Genomic DNA, 19,282 nt, shown 5'->3' on the forward strand with positions numbered 1-19,282 from the left:
ATTGGCACTGACATTCATCGACACACTATTGAGTTCTCAAAGAACACACGCACACACCATCGCCCGGACTTCATCCGCTTGATCGGTGAGGCAACTTATCCAGCTTAGCTCAGCCGTTCCCCCAGAACCAAATCCGGGGTCTCGATCGAACTAGTGTGAGCGTCAGGCGCTCCTCGTACTACCTCGTGTCCCTGGCCGTCGCTCAGCGTTTCCGCTCAGCTCCTCGGCACCGGGTCGGTGTCCGTGTCGCTCTGACTCGAACTAAGTTACGTGTCTGCGTGCACCATGTCAAATCCCCTGATCAGAGGGGGTGCGGCGGTGCGGCTTCGGCGCGGGTGCGGCTGGGCAGGAAGCGATTTCGCCGTCGCGGCATCATTCCGCCGCGCCGACTCGCCGCACGTCCCCGCCCAACGCCTGGAGCTGCTCGACGAAATTCGGGTAGCCCCGGTCGATGTGGAACACGTCGTGCACCTCGGTGGTTCCGTCGGCAACCAGTCCGGCGAGTACCAGACCGGCGCCGGCCCGAATATCGGACGACCACACCGGCGCGCTCGACAACCGCGGAATCCCGCGCACCACCGCGTGATGACCATCGGTGCGCGCGTCGGCGCCCAGCCGGATCATCTCCTCGACGAAACGGAACCGCGCCTCGAAGACGTTCTCGGTGATCATCGACGTGCCATCGGCGATCGCCGCGAGACCGATCGCCATCGGCTGCAGGTCGGTCGGGAACCCGGGGAACGGCAGCGTGGAGAAGTTGACCGCGCGCGGACGCTCGGCCTGCACGACCCGGAAACCGTCCTGCTCGAACGAGATTCGTGCGCCGGCCGAGCGCAGCTTGTCCAGCACCAGCGACAGGTGCTTCGGATTGACCCCGGTCACCCGGACGTCCCCCATGGTCATCGCCGCGGCGATGCCCCAGGTCGCGGCCACGATGCGGTCGCCGATCACCCGGTGTGTCGTCGGCGACAGGCGCTTGACGCCCTGCACGGTGAGGACCGACGTGCCCGCGCCGGTGATCCGGGCGCCCATCTGCACCAGCATGTTGCACAGGTCGACGATGTCGGGTTCCCGCGCGGCGTTGTCGATGACGGTCTCGCCCTCGGCGAGCACGGCGGCCATCAGGATGTTCTCGGTCGCACCCACCGAGGGGAAGTCGAGCCGAATCTTCGCGCCCTGGAGCTCGTCGGCCCGCGCGACCACGCAACCGTGTTCGATCTCGCTGGTCGCACCGAGCAACCGCAGACCGGCCTGGTGCATATCCAGCGGGCGGGAACCGATCGCGTCACCGCCGGGCAGCGCGACGACCGCGCGCTTGCAGCGCGCCATCAGCGGGCCGAGCACACAGACCGACGCACGGAACTGCGTCACCGCGGGGAAGTCCGCGTGGTACTTCGGTTCGGCCGGGGTGTCGATGGTGACCACCCCCGCATCGATCGCGACGTCGCAGCCGAGGCCGCGCAGCACGTCACCCATCAGTGGCACGTCGAGAATGTCCGGGCAGTTCGTGATCGTGGTGGTGCCCTCGGCCAGCAAGGCAGCGGCCATCAGCTTGAGGACGCTGTTCTTGGCGCCCCCCACCGCGACTTCACCGACGAGTCGATTCCCGCCGGTAACCAAAAACCGTTCCATGCCGCCTCTCCGCGTATTCGGCGCACTGTTGGGTGCAAGGATAGTTGCGGCACTGTTCCGCCACTCCGGGTATTCAGCGCACTGGTGGGTGCCACGGTAGTTCGGTTGCGGGCCGGCGGTCTGGTGCCGGGGCCGAGTTCTGGGTGTACCCGGGGTGTACCCATGAACTCGAGGACGTGTGTCCTCGTGTCTCGAGCATTATCAGGTGCTCGACCTGGTTCCGCCGGGCTTCCACAGGATATCGCCGCCCGGATTGGCCACGCGGCTCAGGATGAACAGCAGATCCGAAAGCCGGTTGAGGTACTTGGCCGGCAAAACATTCGTATCGTCCGGGTGTGTCTCGATCGCCGCCCAGGCCGATCGCTCCGCGCGCCGCGCCACCGTGCGCGCCGTGTGCAGCAGCGCAGCCAGCGGCGTCCCGCCGGGCAGGATGAACGAATTCAGCGCCGGCAGTTCGGCATTGAACTCATCGCACCACCCCTCGAGCCGGTCGATGTACACCTGGGTGATGCGCAGCGGCGGATATTTCGGCTCCGCGACAACCGGGGTAGACAGATCGGCGCCCGCATCGAACAGATCGTTCTGTATTTGCAGCAGTACTTCGCGCAGCTGCGCCGCGGGCTGGCCGAGCGCGATCGCCACCCCGATTGCGGCGTTCGTCTCATCGCAATCGGCATACGCGACCAAGCGCGGATCGGTCTTCGCCACCCGCGAGAAATCGCTGAGACCGGTGGTCCCGTCGTCGCCGGTGCGCGTATAGATCCGCGTCAGATGAACACTCACAGGCCCAACCCTAGCTCTCCCCGCCGCCGCGCGAATTCAGGCCGGGCTCGGGTGCCACGATAGCGGCGTCGGCGACCGACCCCATCCCCCTAGCGCATTCGGCGCGTGCGGTCCGAGGGGCGAGACTCCACCCAGGACAGGAATGCGGTCCGCGACGCCCGGTCCAGGGCCAGCTCGAAGCTGCCTTCGCGATCGGAGACCGCGATCACCGCGATGTCCTCGCTCATGATGTCGAATTCGTCGCCGACCGGTCCGCGCCGGTCACCGATCTCGATGCCCTGGCGGCGAATTGTGCAGTCGGGTCCGAGTTTCAAGCTGGTCAACTTGAAAAAGACCATTCGGTCCTCGTCATACCGGATCAATCCGTGCCGCCAACCCTGACCACCGCGCGCGGGCAGCACCCGCAGCAGGGCGGCAGTTCCGCCGCGCCGCAACATGATCAGGCGATAGGTCGACGCGAGGGCCAAGAACACGAGCGTGAGCACCAGAATGATCAGGAGAACCATCCCGGTCTGCAATGCAGTTCGTCCCTTCGCTCTGTCGCCGTGGCGTCGACGCTCTATTCAATTGGCGGTCCCCGCAAGCTCCGCCGGGTCCACGGAAGCCATCGCCTCCGGACCCGTCGAGCGCACCGCCGTGCGGTCATTCAACCACGACACCGAGTTTACAAACTGGGGGGCCGTGTATTAAGACGACCGTCAGTGCTCTTAAGACGACTGTCGGCGGCGAAGATTCCTTCGCCGCCGACAGTCTGCTGTTAGATATCCGGTTGTCGCTTACGCGTTCGCAGCCTGCTCGGCCGCACGGACCTGGGCCTGCGCCGCCAGCTGGTCCTCTTCGCTGGCCGCCGAGTCGGCCAGCACGCGCCGGGCCGCCTCGACATCCACCTCGTCAGCGAATTCCGCCGACTCGGCCAGGATCCGGACCGTGGTAGCGGTCACCGAGAAGAAGCCGCCGTGCACCGCCGCGACGATGCGCTCGCCCTCGGTGGACACGATGGCCACCGTGCCGCCCTCGACCAGCTGGCCGAGCAGCGGCTCGTGGCCCGGCATGATGCCGATCTGACCCTCGGTGGTCTGCGCGGCCACGAACGTTGCCTGGCCGGACCAGAGCAGCCGTTCGACGGCGACGAGATCAACTGACATTTCCGACATCGGGACTACTTTCCGGCGATCTTCTTCGCGGCCGCCTCGACATCGTCGAGACCACCGCAGCTGTTGAACGCCTGCTCCGGGAAGTGGTCGAACTCGCCCTTGCAGACCCGGTCGAAGTCGTCGATGGTCTGCTCCAGCGGAACCACCGAACCGACCTGGCCGGTGAACTTCTCGGCCACGATGAAGTTCTGGCCGAGGAACTTCTCCAGGCGACGCGCGCGGCCGACGAGGACCTTGTCCTCTTCGGAGAGCTCGTCCATGCCGAGGATGGCGATGATGTCCTGCAGTTCCTTGTACTTCTGCAGGATTCGCTTCACCTCGTTGGCCACGGCGAAGTGCCGCTCGCCGACGATCGAGGCCTCCAGGATGCGGGAGGTCGAGGTCAGCGGGTCGACGGCCGGGTAGATGCCCTTCTGCGAGATCGGGCGGGAAAGCTCGGTCGTCGCGTCGAGGTGGGCGAAGGTGGTGGCCGGCGCCGGGTCGGTGTAGTCGTCGGCGGGCACGTAGATCGCCTGCAGCGAGGTGATCGAGCGGCCACGGGTCGAGGTGATGCGCTCCTGGAGCTCACCCATCTCGTCCGCGAGGGTCGGCTGGTAACCGACGGCCGACGGCATGCGGCCGAGCAGGGTCGACACCTCGGAACCGGCCTGGGTGAACCGGAAGATGTTGTCGATGAACAGCAGCACGTCCTGGTGCTGCACGTCGCGGAAGTACTCGGCCATGGTGAGGGCCGAGAGGGCGACGCGCATACGGGTGCCCGGCGGCTCGTCCATCTGGCCGAAGACCAGGGCGGTGTCCGGGAGGACGCCCATCTCTTCCATTTCCAGGCGGAGGTCGGTGCCCTCACGGGTGCGCTCGCCGACGCCGGCGAACACGGAGGTACCGGAGAACTCCCGCGCGATACGGGTGATCATCTCCTGGATGAGCACGGTCTTGCCGACACCGGCGCCACCGAACAGGCCGATCTTGCCACCCTTCACGTACGGGGTGAGCAGGTCGATGACCTTGATGCCCGTCTCCAGGATCTCGGTCTTGCCCTCGAGCTGGTCGAATGACGGGGGCTTGCGGTGGATGCCCCACTGCTCGCCGTCGCGGCCAAGGCCAGGGCTGTCCAGGCAATCGCCGAGGGCGTTGAACACGTGGCCCTTGACCACGTCGCCGACCGGCACCGAGATCGGCTTGCCGGTGTCGGTGACGGGGGCGCTGCGGACCAGGCCGTCGGTGGGCTGCATGGAGATGCAACGCACGATGCCGTCGCCGAGGTGCTGGGCAACCTCGAGGGTCAGCGTCTTGGCCACCGAGGTCAGGGTGATCTCGGCGTGCAAGGCGTTGAACAGGTCGGGAATCGAGCCCCTGGGGAACTCGACGTCGACGACGGGGCCGATGACTCGGACGACGCGACCTGAGTCTGCGCCGGTCCGACTCGTGTTGTCTTGCGTGACTGCTGCGGTCATTTTTCTCTTCCTGCGCTTAGTCGCGGTCCGAGCTCGATGCCAGCGCGTTTACGCCGCCGACGATTTCGCTGATTTCCTGCGTGATCTGGGCCTGCCGCACCGAGTTCGCCTGCCGGGAAAGGTCCGTGGCAAGGTCGTTGGCGTTATCGGTGGCTGCCTTCATTGCGGTGCGCCGAGCCGCGGACTCGGATGCCGCTGCCTCGAGCAACGATGAGTAGATACGCGTGTTGATGTACTTCGGCAGCAGGGCCGCCAGCAGCACATCGGCGTCGGGCTCGAACTCGTACTGCGCGTGCACATCCGCCGTCGGCGAATCGGACACGAAGTCCTCGCCCATGTCGAAGTTCTCGTCGACGTAACTGACCTGGATCGGCGCCAGCCGGCGCACCTCCGGGGTCTGGGTCAGCATCGACACGAACCGCGTGTACACGATGTGCAGCTCATCCACGCCCGCGATGTCGCCGGTGCCGTTCGGCGCGGGAACCACGCCCTCGGAACCGGCCATGAACGCCTCGACCAGGTGGTTGCAGGCGGCCGAAGCATCGGTGTACTTCGGCTGCTGCGAGAACCCGGTCCACGAGGCGACGGGGGTGCGGTTGCGGAAGGTGTAATACGTGAGGCCCTTGTTGCCCATCACGTAGATCACCGGCTCCTTACCCTCGCCACGCAGCGTGTGCATCAACTCCTCGGCGCGCTTGAGCACGTTGGAGTTGTAGCCACCGGCCATGCCGCTGTCGCTGGTGATCACCAGCACCGCCGCCCGGCGCGGCTCGGCGCGCTCGGTCAGCAGCGGGTGGGTCAGGTTCTTCGACGCGTTCGCCAGTTCACCGAGGACCTTGGTGATCTCCTCGGCGTACGGCTTGGCGGCCGCGACCCTGGCCTGCGCCTTGGAGATTCGCGAGGTCGCGATCAGCTCCTGGGCCTTGGTGATCTTCTTGATCGAATTCACACCACGAATGCGGGAGCGCAATTCACGCAAACTTGCCATCAGCGGTTCACACTCCCTTCATTCGTCTCGAGATAACGAGTAGCTCGCATCAGTCCAGAACCTGCGTCACTTCTCGACGTGCTTGCGGGTGACCGAGAGCGTCTCGACCTCTTCGTGCTCGAGATCGCCCGCCTCGGCCTCGTTCACCACACGGCTGCCGTCGGAGGCGAGGAAGCCCTGCTTGAACTTGTCGGTCTCCGCCTTGATCTGGTCGGCGGCCTCGTCCTTGAGCACCTTGCCACCCTCGATCGACTTGAACGCGTCGGCCGCGGCGCGGTGCAGGTGCTCGAGCAGTTCGCTGTTGAACCGACGGATGTCGGCGACCGGAACCGAGTCGAAGCGACCGTCGTCGACGAGGAAGATCGAGACGATCTGATCCTCGACGGCGACCGGGGAGTACTGGTCCTGCTTGAGCAGCTCGACCCAGCGGGCGCCACGCTCGAGCTGCGCCAGCGACGCGGCGTCGAGGTCGGAGGCGAACGCGGAGAACGCCTCCAGCTCGCGGAACTGCGCCATTTCCAGACGCAGCGAGCCGGCGACCTTCTTCATGCCCTTGGTCTGCGCCGCGCCACCGACACGGGAGACCGAGGTACCGACGTTGATCGCCGGACGGACGCCCTTGTTGAACAGGTCGGACTCGAGGAAGACCTGGCCGTCGGTGATCGAGATGACGTTGGTCGGGATGAACGCCGAGATGTCGTTGGCCTTGGTCTCGATGATCGGCAGACCGGTCATCGAGCCGGCGCCCATCTCGTCGGAGAGCTTGGCGCAACGCTCGAGCAGACGCGAGTGCAGGTAGAAGACGTCACCCGGGTACGCCTCGCGGCCCGGCGGGCGACGCAGCAGCAGCGAGATGGCGCGGTACGCCTCGGCCTGCTTGGTCAGGTCGTCGAACACGATGAGGACGTGCTTGCCCTGGTACATCCAGTGCTGGCCGATGGCCGAACCGGTGTACGGCGCAAGCCATTTGAAGCCGGCCGAGTCGGACGCGGGGGCCGCGACGATGGTGGTGTACTCCAGCGCGCCACGGGCCTCCAGCGCGGTCTTGACGCCCGCGATGGTGGAGCCCTTCTGGCCGATCGCGACGTAGATGCAGCGCACCTGCTTGCTCGGGTCGCCGGAGTCCCAGTTCGCCTTCTGCGCCAGGATCGCGTCGATGCAGACCGCGGTCTTGCCGGTCTTGCGGTCGCCGATGATCAGCTGCCGCTGGCCGCGGCCGATCGCGGTCAGGGCGTCGATGGCGGTGATGCCGGTGGCCAGCGGCTCCTCGACCGGCTGACGCTCCAGCACGGTCGCGGCCTGCAGCTCCAGCACGCGACGCTCTTCGGCCTCGATCTCGCCGAGGCCGTCGATCGGCTGGCCGAGCGGGTCGACCACGCGGCCGAGGAAGTTGTCGCCCACCGGAACGGAGAGCACGTCGCCGGTCCGGCGGACCTGCTGGCCCTCTTCGAGGTCGGCGTACTCGCCGAGGATGACCGCACCGATCGAGCGGTCTTCGAGGTTCAGCGCCACGCCGAGCACGCCACCCGGGAACTCCAGCAGCTCGTTGGCCATTGCCGAAGGCAGGCCGCTGACATGCGCGATGCCGTCGCTGGTGTCGGTGACCACACCGACTTCTTCGATGGAGGTCTCGGGGGTGTAGCTCTGTGTGTAGCTCTCGATCGCGCTACGGATCTCGTCGGAGGAGATCGTCAGCTCCGCCATGTTCTTCCTGCTCTCGCTGTGTCGGATGTCGGGGGGAGGGAGGGACGTCAGGTCAGGGACCGACGCAGCCGTTCGAGCCTGCCGATGGCGCTGCCGTCGATCACGTCGTCGCCGACGTGTACGACCAGCCCGCTCAGCAGACTCGGGTCGACCTGTACATGCACCTGGATCGGCTTGCCGTAGATGCGATTCAGCGAGGCGGCGAGCCGCTCGCGCTGCTGCGCAGACAGTTCGATCGCCGCACGCACGTGCGCCACGATCTGATCGCGGCGGGCCGCGGCCAGGTCGGACAGTTCGTCGAATGACACCCCGACTGCCGTCTTCTGCCTGGTCACCACCTGCTCAGCCAGGGTAAGGGTGATGGATTCGGTCTTGCCGGTGAGCAGGCGGTCGATCAGTTCCCGCTTGGCCTCGGCCGGCTTGGTCCGGTCGGCGAGGGCCTGCTCCAGGTCGGGGTTGTCGCTGATGATCCGGCCGAGCCGGAACAGCTCGTCCTCGACCGCGTCGAGCCGGCCGCTGTCAGCCGCCGACTCCAGCAACGCCTCCTGCCCGAGCAACACCAGGGTGTCGACCAGGTCGGCGGTCCGGGACCAGTCCTGGGCCACGGCGGTGGTCAGCACGGCCTGAGTGGCCGGACTGACCTTGCCGCCGAAGACCCGCTCACTGAGCTCGGCCCGGACCGAGCCGGGCACCGACACGTCCGCGAGCGCAACACGCAGCGAACGCTGGTCGTCCAGCACGGCGACAACGGCGAACAGTTCGGAACCCGTTGTGGCCGCGACACTGTCGCTTCCGGTCAGAGCGGCCCTGAGCGCCTCCCGAGACCGGGCGCAGGCCTCGCGGCTCGCTGCGTACATGCTTCTCACTTTCGTGTCGCTACCTTCCGACCCCGATGCCGGCTTTCGACTCGTCATCGAGTTCGGTCAGGAACCGCTCGATCGACGCCGCCTGCTTAGCTTCGTCCGAAACCGACTGCCCGATAATCTTTTCGGCCAAATCTACGGCGGTATGGCCGAGTTCGGAGCGCAGTTCGGTAAGGATTTGCTGGCGCTGTGCTTCCAGCTGGCTCTGGCCAGCGGCAACGATGCGGTCACTTTCGGCCTGCGCGTCCGCGCGCATCTGCGCGAGGATCTGCTGCCCCTGGGTGCGCGCGTCCTCACGGATGCGCGATGCCTCGAGCCGAGCTTCGGCCAGCTGCTGCTGGTACTGCTGCAGGGTGAGCTGGGCCTCTTCTTGCGCGGCCTCGGCCCGGGCGATGCCGCCCTCGATCTTGTCGCTGCGCTCGTCGAGCACCTTGAGCAAGCGAGGGATCACATATTTGTAGAAAACGACGCCGATGATCGCGATGCAGACCACCGACCACACGATGTCGTAAGTCTCGGGGATGAGGGGGTTGATGTCTTCCCCCGCATCCGCGGCGAACACAGAAAGCCCGTTCATGGCAATCAGAAGATGAAGCCGGCCACAAGGCCGATCAGGGCGAGGGCCTCGGTGAACGCGATACCGAGGAACATGTTGGTACGGATCGTGCCCTGGAGCTCGGGCTGACGGGCAATGCCCTCGATCGCCTTACCGACGACGATGCCGACGCCGATGCCGGGGCCGATGGCGGCGAGACCGTAGCCGATGGCGCCGTAGCCCTTGATCTTGTCAGAGTTCGAAGCGGCTTCCTGGGCCAAGTAAGCGAGGCTCATGAGGTTCCATTTCCCTTTCTGTTGCTCACCCGCCGGTCGGCGTGTGTAGCAGGTATCCGGTAGTTGTGGGTCAGTGCGAATCTGCGTGCTGCGCAAGTCCGATGTAGACCGCGGTCAGCAGGGCGAAAACGTAGGCCTGCAAGAAGATGACCAGGAGTTCGAAGAGGGTGAACCCGAGACCCGCGAGCAGCGAGAACGGCGAGAACACCTTCATCCACGCGACGGCGTCGAACAGGAAGAACCAGGTGGCGCTGAAGAAAAGCACCAGCATGATATGGCCGGCCAGCATGTTGGCCATGAGTCGGACGGTCAGCGTGAACGGACGCAGCACGAACGTCGAGACGAACTCGATCGGAATCAGCAGCACGTGCAGCGCGGGCGGCACATTCGGCACCACGACGCTGCTGCGCAGGTAGGTCCAGAACCCGTACTTCTTGATACCCACGTAGTTGAACGCGATGTAGGCGATGAGGGCCAGCACCAGCGGAAAGCCGATTCGGGCGTTCGACGAGATGTTCAAACCCGGAACGATGCCGGAGAAGTTCAGAAAGAGCACCGAGAAGAAGATTGTCGCGATCAGCGGAAAGTACTTGCGACCGGTTTCCTTACCGAGGATCTCGTCGGAAATCTGCTCCTTGACGAACACCAGACCGGTTTCGGCGATGTTCTGCAGTCCGCGCGGGATGAGACGGGGATTCCGGAAAGCCAGCAGCATCACGACAATCAGGACAGCCGACATGATCAGCCTGATAAGCATCAAACGATCGAGTTCGAACGGCGTACCCTCGAACAGCAGCGCTGGAGGGAAGAAGTCGGACAGCGATGGCGCGTGGAACTCGCCCGCCAAAGTGGTGACGCTCAGCGTTCTCTCCCGTGTTCGGGCCGTGGGTTCGGTTGATCCCACGGTTCGATCGGACATTGACGATCAATTTGGGTCGACTCAGGTCGGCTCGAAGTTCGTCAGCAGCTGTGCGGCGGGTTTTGATTCCACCTGGCGTCTGTACGTGTGTCGGCGACATCGTCGACATGCAGAACCGGAACCCTCAGAGCCCGGCACGGCAGTAAGCATAGCGGCACTCGGAGGGATCTTGGCGATCCCCCCTCGCTTGGTTGCTTGCTTACCAACACTTTACCAAGTTATCTACGACAGCGTGTAGGTGGGTGGGGATCAATCTTCCCGAGCGGGCGTTTCCGGGGTCGAATCCGGCACCGTCACGTACGGAACCTTCTGTCTGACAACGCCATACGTCTCCGCGCCGAGGACGATGACCAACGCGCCGATCACGGTCAGGAAAAGGACCATTCGGTCATAAAAGTCGAATTGATTCAGTATTGCTATGACCAAAAGGGCAACCAACATTTTACCCACCCAGCTGGCCAGCATCACCATGCCCGCCGTCGACGGCGGCAATTTCGCGCCGAACAACACCACCGCGGCGGTGGTCAGAATGAAGCCGCCGCCGATGGCCGAGCCGATCAGCGCACCCCACAGGCCGGCCATCCCCGCGGCCGCGGCGCCGATTGCGACGGACAACACAACCAGCGCGCCCAAACCGATCAAGCCGTAGCGCAACGCCGCCTTGAGCGGGGCGTCGGGACCGGGGACCGGGGTGGGAGTGAAGTTCACATTCGCGAACCTTACCCGGACGGTGGCCGGTCCCCCGCTGCCTCCCCGCGGCGCAGCCCGGGAATGGCGGTCACCACCAGGGCGAAGACCAGCCCGCCCGCGACCAGCAGGACGACCAGTGTGAGGTTCATCAATGCCGTGCCGACCGCGCCGAACGCGAGGATGCCGACCCACAAATAGATGAGCAGCACCACGCGCCGGTGCGAGTGCCCGATCTGCAGCAATCGATGGTGCAGGTGCATCTTGTCCGGAGTGGAGAAGCTCACACCCGCGCGCACCCGCCGGATGATGGCCAGCACCAGATCGAGCACCGGAATGAACATGACCGCGCCGACCAGCAGCAGCGGCGAGAGCAGGCCGACGATGTCGCGAGTGCCGAAGCCCTGCAGCGGGATACGGCCCGACGCGCTGGTCGAGACCGCGGCCAGCACCAGGCCGATCAACATCGAACCGGAGTCGCCCATGAAGATCCGCGCGGGCTGGAAATTGTGCGGCAGAAAGCCGAGGCAGGCGCCGGCCAGCGCGGCGGCCAGCAACGCGGGCGGGTAGGTGTCCACCGAACCGCCCTGCTGGTTCATCAGGCCGATCGCGAAGATGAACACCGCGACCGCCGCGATCAGCCCAAGCCCGGCCGCGAGACCGTCGAGCCCGTCGACGAAGTTCATCGCGTTGACCAGGGTCACCGTGACCGCGACCGTGATCAGGCCGCCCTGCAGCGCGTCGAGGAACACCGTGGTGTTGTTGAACGGGTTATAGATGCTGTACCAGCTCAGACCCATGACGGCCATCACACCGGCGGCGGTCACCTGGCCGGCGAACTTGGTCAGCGCGTCCAGCCCCCAGCGGTCGTCGACGATGCCGACCGCGACGATGATCGTGCTCGCCACCAGGACCGCGAGCGGGATGTTCGGGGTGTAATCGAAACCACGGCGCAGCGCGGGCAGCCGGTAGGCGAACAGCATCGCCGCGACTACCCCGACGTAGATGCCGACCCCACCCATCCGCGGGATCGGCTTGATGTGCACGTCACGATCGCGCGGCACCGCCACGGCGCCGAAGCCGATGGCGAGCACCCGGATGCCGCCGGTGGCCAGGAAGGTCACGACCGCGGAGATGAGCAGGACGAGCAATAGCTCCCGCAGGGGGACGACTGCACCCGAACCGGTCATCCGCGACACCCACCGATCATCGGCTGGCGGCGCTGGACAGCGCCTCCGGCGACATGCCGAGCACCTCGGCGATGTCGGCGATGGGTACCGCGCCCTCGCGCAGGATGCGCGGCTGATCGGCGGTGAGATCGACGATGGTGGAGGCGACGGCGTGGTCGGCCGGGCCGCCGTCGAGATAGACGTTGACCAGGTCGCCGAGCTGGTCGCGTGCCTCGTCGGAGGTCTTGGCCGGCGGCTGGCCGGAAACGTTGGCGCTGGACACCGCCAGCGGGCCGACCTCGCGGAGCAGTTCCAGGGTGACCGGGTGCAGCGGCATCCGCAGCATCACCGTCCCGCGCGTGTCGCCGAGATCCCAGGCGAGCGAAGGAGCTTGCTGCACAACGAGACTCAGGCCGCCGGGCCAGAACGCCCGGATCAGCTCGCGGGCCTGCGGGCGGACCGAGAAGACCAGTCCGTCGATGGTGTGCCAGGAGCCGACGAGGACCGGCACCGGCATGTCGCGGCCGCGCCGCTTGGCCGCGAGCAGCGAGCTCACCGCGGTGGAGTCGAACGCGTCCGCGGCCAGGCCGTACAGCGTGTCGGTGGGCAGCACGACGAGTCGCCCCGATTTCAGGGCGCTGGTGGCTGCGGTCAGTCCGGCGGCGCGGGTGTCGGGATCCGCGCAGTCATAGACGGTACTCACGAGCACCATCCTGTCACGGGCGTGCGCGGAGACCACCATCCCCCAGCCGACGACCGCGGCGAAGGCCGCAATCCGGGCATCCGACGGTCAGGAACGAGTCGCGACGACGAAGCGGGGTTTGCCCGCGAGATCGGGATGTTCGGCAATGTCGGTGAAATCACCTTTGCCGAGTAGTGCCGCGAGGTCGGCACCGTTGGAGTCGTCGTGTTCGATCGCGGTGGCGCCGCCGGCGCGCAGCAGCCGGGTGATGGTGGGGAGCATGCCGCGGATGACGTCGAGGCCGTCCGGGCCGCCGAACAGGGCCAGGTGCGGATCGTGGTCGGCGACTTCGGGATCCAGCTGGGCGCCCTCGGGGATGTAGGGCGGGTTGGCGACCACGAGGTCGACCCGGCCGTCGAGTTCGGTCAGCAGGGCCGGATCGGTGACGTCGTCGGCATAGAGCGTGATGGGCGTGTCGCCGTCGGCGATGCACCGGTCGGCATTGCGCCGGGCCCAGTCCAGCGCGGCCGGGTCGAGTTCCACCGCACGGACGTCGGCGTCGGGGCGCGCGTGCGCGATGGCCAGGGCCAGCGCGCCGGAGCCGGTGCACAGGTCGACGACGATCGGCTGGTGATCGTGCGGCAGTGCCTCGAGTTGGGCCAGCGCCCAGGCGAACAACAGCTCGGTCTCCGGACGCGGCACGAAGACGCCGGGCCCGACCGCCAGGTCGATTTCTCCCATCGCCACGGTTCCGGTCAAGTGCTGCAACGGAATTCGCTGCGCGCGCCGGTCGACCAGCGCGCGGAACTCGGCCAGCTGCGCCGGCCCGACGAGCGGGGTGAGCACCAGCCTGCTGCGCTCGACCCCGATCACGTGCGCGGCCAACTGCTCCGCATCGGCCTGCGGGCTGTGCACCCCGGCTCGCCGCAGCGTTTCGACAGCGTCGTTGATCGCCGGGCGCAGCGGCTCACGGGTCATTCCGCGGCCATTCGGGCTTCGCGATCGGCCTTGCCGAGGGCATCGAGCAGCGCGTCCATGTCGCCGTCCAGCACGGCGTCCAGGTTGTGCGCCTTGAAACCGATGCGGTGGTCGGCGATCCGGTTCTCCGGGAAGTTGTATGTGCGGATGCGCTCGGAACGGTCCACCGTGCGGATCTGGCTGGCCCGGCCCGCCGCGGCCTCCTGATCGGCCTGCTCCTCGGCGAGCGCTTGCAGGCGCGCGGCCAGTACCTGCATGGCGCGGGCCTTGTTCTGCAGCTGCGAACGCTCGTTCTGGCAGGTCACCACGATGCCGGAGGGCAGGTGGGTGATGCGCACCGCGGAGTCGGTGGTGTTGACGCCCTGGCCGCCCTTGCCGGACGAACGGTAGACGTCGATGCGCAGGTCGGTCTCGTCGATCTGCACCGCCTCGACCTCGTCGGGCTCCGGGTAGATCAGCACGCCGGCCGCGGAGGTGTGGATGCGGCCCTGCGATTCGGTCACCGGAACGCGCTGCACCCGGTGTACGCCGCCCTCGAACTTGAACCGCGACCAGACGCCGTCGCGCGCGGCGTCGCGGCTCTTGATCGACAGCGTCGCGTCCTTGTACCCGCCGAGATCGGACACGGTGACGTCGAGGATCTCGACCTTCCAGCCGTGCCGTTCGGCATAGCGGACGTACATGCGCGCGAGATCGGACGCGAACAGCGCCGATTCCTCGCCGCCCTCACCGGATTTCACCTCGAGCACCACGTCGTCGCCGTCGTGCGGGTCGCGCGGGGCGAGCAGGTCCGCGAGGGTCTGCTCCAGCTCGGCGACCTGGCGTTCCAGCTCGGGCACCTCGGCGGCGAAGGTCGCGTCGTCGGCGCCGAGTTCCTGCGCGGCGGCAAGATCGTCGCGCGCGGACTTCAGCTTGGTGTAGGTGGCCATGATCGGCGCGAGCTCGGCGAAGCGCTTGCCGACCCGACGGGCCGCGCCCGGATCATTGTGCAGCGCCGGATCGGCCAGCTGCGTCTCCAGGCCGGCGTGCTCGGCCAGAATGTCGTCGATCGCGGACGGTTGCGTCACGTGTGCTTCCTCTTTCTGTTTGAAAGGACCCCAGACAAAACACCGACGCCCGGCCTGCGTGAGCAGGACCGGGCGTCGGCGAGGAAGCTACTTGGCTGCGGCGTCGTCCGCGTCGGCCTTCTTGCCGGCACGCTTGCCGTAGCGGGCCTCGAAGCGGGCCACGCGGCCACCGGTGTCGAGAATCTTCTGCTTGCCGGTGTAGAACGGGTGGCACTGCGAGCAGACCTCGACGTTGATGTGTCCCGACTCCTTGGTGCTGCGAGTCTGGAACGTATTGCCGCAACCACAGACGACCGTGGTGTCGACATACGTCGGGTGAATTCCTGCCTTCATGGGTGTCCTCTCGATATTGGCCGCCGGGTCGTTCACGCGAGATTCGCGTCGAACGTGAACCGGAGCCGACTTAGGCGGGAGGCCTGCTCGAACAGAGCAGACGCAACGACCGTTCAGTATGCCAGAACAGTCCCTACGCTCCCAAAACACCCCCGGCGAGTGGTTTGTTCCCGCCCTAGGTACTCCCCCATTGCCGCCGCCCCAGGAAGTTCGGGCACGCGCCTCACCGGTGTCTCCGGAACCCTGAAGACGGGTAGTTCGCTACTCGCGTACACGAACAGATTCGTTCATAGAGTTTGAGACCCCAGCACAACGGCGTGCCGTGATCAGCGAAGGGAGAACCTGTGAACATCCGGGTCGCGTCCGCGATTTTCGGCCTGTTGATTCTCGCTGTCGCGGTCGGCTGGTGTGCCCTTCCGGACACCGCGACCACGACCGCGCCGGGAACCGCCGCCTACATCCACTCCTCGTCCACCGCTCCGGAGGGGAGTGCGGTGGCGAGTTCGGCGATCATTCTCGGGTTTCTGATCAGCGGCGCGGCCGGCATCGGAATCCTGTTCTTCAGCCCGCAAACGCCGAGAGGGCCCCGTGTGCACGGAGCCCTCTCGGCGATACGACTTGCGAACCTACTCGTCCAGTGCGCCGGGCGCGGTCTTGCTCACCTGCATCAGGAACTCGAGGTTGTTCTTGGACTTCTTCAGACGGTCGATCAGCAGATCGATCGCCTGGTGCGAGTCCAGGCCGGACAGTACGCGACGCAGCTTGTGCAGCACCGCGGCCTCGTCCGGGTTGAGCAGTAGCTCGTCCTTACGCGTGCCGGACGGGTTGACGTCCACCGCGGGGAACACGCGCCGTTCCGCGATCTTGCGGTCCAGCTTGAGCTCCGCGTTACCGGTGCCCTTGAATTCCTCGAAGATGACCGTGTCACCGGTGGATCCGGTCTCCACCATCGCGGTCGCGATGATGGTGAGCGAGCCGCCGTTCTCGATGTTGCGCGCCGCGCCGAGGAACCGCTTGGGCGGGTACAGCGCGGTGGAATCGACACCACCGGACAGGATTCGACCCGAGGCGGGCGAGGAGTTGTTGTACGCGCGGCCCAATCGAGTGATCGAGTCGAGCAGCACCACAACGTCTTTGCCCATTTCCACCAGTCGCTTGGCCCGCTCGATGGCGAGCTCGGCGACCGAGGTGTGGTCTGACGGCGGCCGGTCGAAGGTGGAGGCGATGACCTCACCCTTCACCGAGCGCTGCATGTCGGTGACCTCTTCCGGACGCTCGTCGACCAGCACGACCATGAGGTAGACCTCGGGGTTGTTGATGGCGATGGCGTTCGCGATGTCCTGCATGATCGTCGTCTTACCGGCCTTCGGCGGGGAGACGATCAGGGCGCGCTGGCCCTTACCGATCGGCATGATCAGGTCGATGACGCGGGTGGTCAGCTTGTTCGGCTGAGTCTCCAGGCGCAGGCGCTGGTTCGGGTACAGCGGGGTGAGCTTGCTGAACTCGGGACGCCGCTTGGCCGCCTCGACCTCACCGCCGTTGACCGTGTCCAGCCGGACCAGCGGGTCGAACTTCTGCCGCTGGTTGCTCTGCTCGCCGTCGCGCGGGGCACGCACCGCACCGGTGATCGCGTCACCGCGGCGCAGGCCGTTCTTGCGGACCAGGTTCATCGAGACGTACACGTCGTTCGGCCCGGCCAGGTAGCCCGAGGTCCGGACGAAGGCGTAGTTGTCCAGCACGTCGAGGATGCCCGCGACCGGCTGGAGCACGTCGTCCTCGCGGATCTCCAGCTCGCGCGCCTCGCCGCCACCGGTGCCCGGCTCGCGGTCACGCCCACGACGCCGCTCGCGGAATCGGCGTCCCCGCCGCCCGCGACCGCCTTCTTCGTCGTCGTCATTGTTGTTGCGCGCGTTGTTGCGGTCGTTGTTCCGGCCGCCGTTGGCGTTTCCGCCGCCGTTGCCGTTCTGGTTGTTGCGCTCGCCGGACTGGCCGCGCTCACCCGACTGATTCCGCTCGCCCGCCGGTGCACGGTCACCGGACTGATTGCGCTCGCCCTGATTGCGCTCACCGGACTGGTTCCGCTCGCCCGACTGGTTGCGCTCGCGGCGCCGCTCGCCCTGCTCGGCGTCCTGCTTCGGCTCGTCACCACGCGCATCGGTCGAAGCGGTCTCACCGCCGCCGGATCGCGCCTGGTCACGGCCGCGCCGCTGCCGACCACGACCACGCTGACCGCCGTCGCGACCGGAATCCTCGGTGGATTCGGCCGGGTTGGCGGCGGTGGTCTCGGCCGGCGCCGAGTTCGCGGGAGCGGATTCCTTCGCCGGGGCAGCCGCCTCGACAACCGGGGTTTCCTTCTTCGCCGGGGTGGGATCCACATCGAGGGTTCCCTGTTCGGCCCGAGCGGGCGTCGACCGAGTGGCCGGCGCTTCCGTATTACCGGGCGTATCGGCCTTGGCGGAAACCGCGGACTTGGCCTGTCCCCCTTCGGGCTTTTCACCCTTGGCCGGTTTACCGGCCTGATTTTCCTTGATTGCGGCGATCAAATCGCCTTTGCGCATTCCGGAGGTGCCTCGGATACCGAGCTCCCCCGCGAGCGCGCGCAACTGCGGCAACAACATTCCAGTCAGCCCCGATCGTGCGACGTCGGTTTGTTCGCTCATCTTCGAAATCTGTCCGGAGTCACTTTCGCGGTCCCCCGGAGATGTTGGGTTGGATTCCACCCCGGGTGTCGCGAGCAGGTCCGTATCTGTCACGGAAATCCTTTCCTTCCCCCGATTGCCGTGTGCTGTTTCGAGGGTTCGTCCCGCAGTCCGGGCATTCTGCCGGACTCGGATGCGTCCGTCCGCTTCGCCACCGGTGGTGTGAGGTGGGGAGTGATCATTCCAGTTGCGCAGCTACGCAGCACCCCCATGGCCTGGAGGCTCGAGCCTGGAGCCTGCTGGAGCGATTGCCCTGATGAAGCACCGGCGTCTGATGCGCACGATGTACGGACTCGCTCAGGATAGCTGCCCATTGCGAATCTCGGCAAGCCAGACTCGCCGTCAGTAGGTGCGGACTCCGTCGGCCAGTCCTGGTTCGACTACCCGCAACCCGTCCATCGCCGCGAGTTCACGGAGTTCGGCGGGAAATTCGCAGGTACTCAAGGCCAAAACGGTGGGACCGGCACCCGACACGGTGGCCGCGATACCGGCCGCGCGCAGCCGGGAAACCCAGGTGGTGGTCAGCGGCAACGCGGGCGCACGCTGGGTCTGGTGCAGCCGGTCGGCCGTCGCGGGCATCAGCAGGTCCGGGCGCTGGGTCAGCGCCACCACGGCCAGGGCCGCCCGGCTGACGTTGAACGCGGCGTCGCCGTGCGGCACCGTCTCGGGCAGCAAACCCCTGGTGTGCGCGGTCGCGGAGCGTTCCTCCGGAATGAGCACGACCGGTCGCAACGTCGGATGCGCGTCCAGCCGCACGGCCCGGTAGACCCGGCCGTGATGCTCGGCCACCGGCACGCCGTCCTGGCCGATGTCGGCGGCCCGGTCGGTCTCGGTCCAGGACACCACGATGCCGCCGAGCACGCTGGCCGCCGCGTTGTCCGGGTGCCCCTCGAATTCCGCTGCCAGCTGCACCAATTGGTCGTCCGAGGTGGCCAGCGCGGCATCGAACTCGGCCGCGATCGCGCAGCCCGCGGCCAGCCCGCCGACCACGGCCGAGGCCGAGGAGCCGAGCCCGCGCGAATGCGGAATCACGTTGCGGCACACCACATCGAGGCCGTCGGCCCAGACGCCCGCCGACTCGAGGCCGCGTTCGATCGCGCGCACCACGAGATGCGAAGGGCCCCAGGGGACATCGTCGGCGCCCTCACCCTCGACCCGGATGTTGAGCCCGGAATCGGTAGTGCGCACCTCGATCTCGTCGTAGATCCCCAAAGCCATACCGAGCGAATCGAACCCGGGACCCAGGTTCGCGCTCGACGCCGGCACCCGCGCGGTTACCGAAAGTCCCGCAGGCAGCGTGCGACTCATGCTCGCGGCCCGCGGTCGCACGTACAACTGG

Annotated in this window: 19 protein-coding genes; all 19 read right to left on the reverse strand. The window is 66.6% G+C overall.

From position 1 onward, the window contains the following. Nucleotides 1-372: 372 nt before the first annotated feature. The gene (gene murA, locus ACFQ9K_RS43795) at nucleotides 373-1,632 is read right to left on the reverse strand and encodes a UDP-N-acetylglucosamine 1-carboxyvinyltransferase (RefSeq protein WP_378727126.1); all 1,260 of its coding nucleotides are present in this window, start codon (nucleotides 1,630-1,632) and stop codon (nucleotides 373-375) included. 201 nt (nucleotides 1,633-1,833) lie between these two features. After that, nucleotides 1,834-2,415, reverse strand: a complete 582-nt coding sequence (locus ACFQ9K_RS43800) for a cob(I)yrinic acid a,c-diamide adenosyltransferase (protein ID WP_378727124.1) — start codon at nucleotides 2,413-2,415, stop codon at nucleotides 1,834-1,836. 89 nt (nucleotides 2,416-2,504) lie between these two features. After that, nucleotides 2,505-2,921, reverse strand: a complete 417-nt coding sequence (locus ACFQ9K_RS43805; RefSeq protein ID WP_378727122.1) for a DUF2550 domain-containing protein — start codon at nucleotides 2,919-2,921, stop codon at nucleotides 2,505-2,507. Between the two features lie 270 nt (nucleotides 2,922-3,191). Then, nucleotides 3,192-3,569: a F0F1 ATP synthase subunit epsilon gene (locus ACFQ9K_RS43810; protein WP_150407929.1), complete on the reverse strand. Its 378-nt coding sequence runs from the start codon at nucleotides 3,567-3,569 to the stop codon at nucleotides 3,192-3,194. A gap of 5 nt (nucleotides 3,570-3,574) precedes the next feature. Further along, a complete protein-coding gene (gene atpD / locus ACFQ9K_RS43815) occupies nucleotides 3,575-5,023 on the reverse strand; it encodes a F0F1 ATP synthase subunit beta (protein WP_378725363.1) in 1,449 nt (482 codons plus the stop codon). Nucleotides 5,024-5,039: 16 nt separating this feature from the next. After that, a complete protein-coding gene (locus ACFQ9K_RS43820; protein WP_150407931.1) occupies nucleotides 5,040-6,011 on the reverse strand; it encodes a F0F1 ATP synthase subunit gamma in 972 nt (323 codons plus the stop codon). A 66-nt stretch (nucleotides 6,012-6,077) separates the two neighbouring features. Next, on the reverse strand, nucleotides 6,078-7,715 hold the full coding sequence (atpA, locus tag ACFQ9K_RS43825; RefSeq protein WP_378725361.1) for a F0F1 ATP synthase subunit alpha: 1,638 nt from the start codon (nucleotides 7,713-7,715) through the stop codon (nucleotides 6,078-6,080). Nucleotides 7,716-7,762: 47 nt separating this feature from the next. Beyond that, a complete protein-coding gene (locus ACFQ9K_RS43830; protein ID WP_378725359.1) occupies nucleotides 7,763-8,572 on the reverse strand; it encodes a F0F1 ATP synthase subunit delta in 810 nt (269 codons plus the stop codon). Between the two features lie 19 nt (nucleotides 8,573-8,591). After that, complete coding sequence (locus ACFQ9K_RS43835; protein WP_191094429.1) at nucleotides 8,592-9,155, reverse strand: F0F1 ATP synthase subunit B; 564 nt, start codon at nucleotides 9,153-9,155, stop codon at nucleotides 8,592-8,594. 5 nt (nucleotides 9,156-9,160) lie between these two features. After that, nucleotides 9,161-9,409, reverse strand: coding sequence for an ATP synthase F0 subunit C (locus ACFQ9K_RS43840; protein WP_150407935.1), 249 nt, complete (start codon nucleotides 9,407-9,409; stop codon nucleotides 9,161-9,163). 70 nt (nucleotides 9,410-9,479) lie between these two features. Further along, nucleotides 9,480-10,328 carry a F0F1 ATP synthase subunit A gene (atpB, locus tag ACFQ9K_RS43845; RefSeq protein ID WP_378725356.1) on the reverse strand — a complete coding sequence of 283 codons (849 nt, stop codon included), beginning with the start codon at nucleotides 10,326-10,328 and terminating at the stop codon, nucleotides 9,480-9,482. Nucleotides 10,329-10,577: 249 nt separating this feature from the next. Then, the gene (locus ACFQ9K_RS43850) at nucleotides 10,578-11,036 is read right to left on the reverse strand and encodes a hypothetical protein (protein ID WP_378725354.1); all 459 of its coding nucleotides are present in this window, start codon (nucleotides 11,034-11,036) and stop codon (nucleotides 10,578-10,580) included. 11 nt (nucleotides 11,037-11,047) lie between these two features. Then, entirely contained in the window at nucleotides 11,048-12,205 is a 1,158-nt protein-coding gene (locus ACFQ9K_RS43855) for an MraY family glycosyltransferase (RefSeq protein ID WP_150407937.1), read from the reverse strand. Nucleotides 12,206-12,221: 16 nt separating this feature from the next. Beyond that, complete coding sequence (locus ACFQ9K_RS43860) at nucleotides 12,222-12,887, reverse strand: L-threonylcarbamoyladenylate synthase (protein WP_378725351.1); 666 nt, start codon at nucleotides 12,885-12,887, stop codon at nucleotides 12,222-12,224. An 87-nt stretch (nucleotides 12,888-12,974) separates the two neighbouring features. Beyond that, nucleotides 12,975-13,844, reverse strand: coding sequence for a peptide chain release factor N(5)-glutamine methyltransferase (prmC, locus tag ACFQ9K_RS43865; RefSeq protein ID WP_378725349.1), 870 nt, complete (start codon nucleotides 13,842-13,844; stop codon nucleotides 12,975-12,977). Further along, nucleotides 13,841-14,911 (reverse strand): peptide chain release factor 1, encoded by a 1,071-nt coding sequence (gene prfA / locus ACFQ9K_RS43870; protein ID WP_378725347.1) that lies wholly within the window; start codon nucleotides 14,909-14,911, stop codon nucleotides 13,841-13,843. Before prfA ends, prmC begins: the two co-directional genes overlap by 4 nt. An 87-nt stretch (nucleotides 14,912-14,998) precedes the next feature. Next, complete coding sequence (rpmE, locus tag ACFQ9K_RS43875; protein WP_107654442.1) at nucleotides 14,999-15,244, reverse strand: 50S ribosomal protein L31; 246 nt, start codon at nucleotides 15,242-15,244, stop codon at nucleotides 14,999-15,001. Between the two features lie 626 nt (nucleotides 15,245-15,870). Continuing rightward, nucleotides 15,871-17,997 carry a transcription termination factor Rho gene (gene rho / locus ACFQ9K_RS43880; protein WP_378721936.1) on the reverse strand — a complete coding sequence of 709 codons (2,127 nt, stop codon included), beginning with the start codon at nucleotides 17,995-17,997 and terminating at the stop codon, nucleotides 15,871-15,873. A 288-nt stretch (nucleotides 17,998-18,285) separates the two neighbouring features. Continuing rightward, nucleotides 18,286-19,251, reverse strand: a complete 966-nt coding sequence (gene thrB / locus ACFQ9K_RS43885; protein WP_378721959.1) for a homoserine kinase — start codon at nucleotides 19,249-19,251, stop codon at nucleotides 18,286-18,288. Nucleotides 19,252-19,282 lie beyond the last annotated feature (31 nt).

It is taken from the genome of Nocardia sp. NPDC056564 (assembly GCF_042793755.1).
GTDB lineage: Bacteria > Actinomycetota > Actinomycetes > Mycobacteriales > Mycobacteriaceae > Nocardia.

Excerpts from the sequence above, each read along its gene's own strand:
- murA (WP_378727126.1), bottom strand. The coding sequence starts at position 1,632 with ATGGAACGGTTTTTGGTTACCGGCGGGAATCGACTCGTCGGTGAAGTC.
- ACFQ9K_RS43805 (WP_378727122.1), bottom strand. The coding sequence starts at position 2,921 with ATGGTTCTCCTGATCATTCTGGTGCTCACGCTCGTGTTCTTGGCCCTC.
- ACFQ9K_RS43810 (WP_150407929.1), bottom strand. The coding sequence starts at position 3,569 with ATGTCGGAAATGTCAGTTGATCTCGTCGCCGTCGAACGGCTGCTCTGG.
- atpD (WP_378725363.1), bottom strand. The coding sequence starts at position 5,023 with ATGACCGCAGCAGTCACGCAAGACAACACGAGTCGGACCGGCGCAGAC.
- ACFQ9K_RS43820 (WP_150407931.1), bottom strand. The coding sequence starts at position 6,011 with ATGGCAAGTTTGCGTGAATTGCGCTCCCGCATTCGTGGTGTGAATTCG.
- atpA (WP_378725361.1), bottom strand. The coding sequence starts at position 7,715 with ATGGCGGAGCTGACGATCTCCTCCGACGAGATCCGTAGCGCGATCGAG.
- ACFQ9K_RS43830 (WP_378725359.1), bottom strand. The coding sequence starts at position 8,572 with ATGTACGCAGCGAGCCGCGAGGCCTGCGCCCGGTCTCGGGAGGCGCTC.
- ACFQ9K_RS43835 (WP_191094429.1), bottom strand. The coding sequence starts at position 9,155 with ATGAACGGGCTTTCTGTGTTCGCCGCGGATGCGGGGGAAGACATCAAC.
- ACFQ9K_RS43840 (WP_150407935.1), bottom strand. The coding sequence starts at position 9,409 with ATGAGCCTCGCTTACTTGGCCCAGGAAGCCGCTTCGAACTCTGACAAG.
- atpB (WP_378725356.1), bottom strand. The coding sequence starts at position 10,328 with ATGTCCGATCGAACCGTGGGATCAACCGAACCCACGGCCCGAACACGG.
- ACFQ9K_RS43855 (WP_150407937.1), bottom strand. The coding sequence starts at position 12,205 with ATGACCGGTTCGGGTGCAGTCGTCCCCCTGCGGGAGCTATTGCTCGTC.
- prmC (WP_378725349.1), bottom strand. The coding sequence starts at position 13,844 with ATGACCCGTGAGCCGCTGCGCCCGGCGATCAACGACGCTGTCGAAACG.
- rpmE (WP_107654442.1), bottom strand. The coding sequence starts at position 15,244 with ATGAAGGCAGGAATTCACCCGACGTATGTCGACACCACGGTCGTCTGT.
- thrB (WP_378721959.1), bottom strand. The coding sequence starts at position 19,251 with ATGAGTCGCACGCTGCCTGCGGGACTTTCGGTAACCGCGCGGGTGCCG.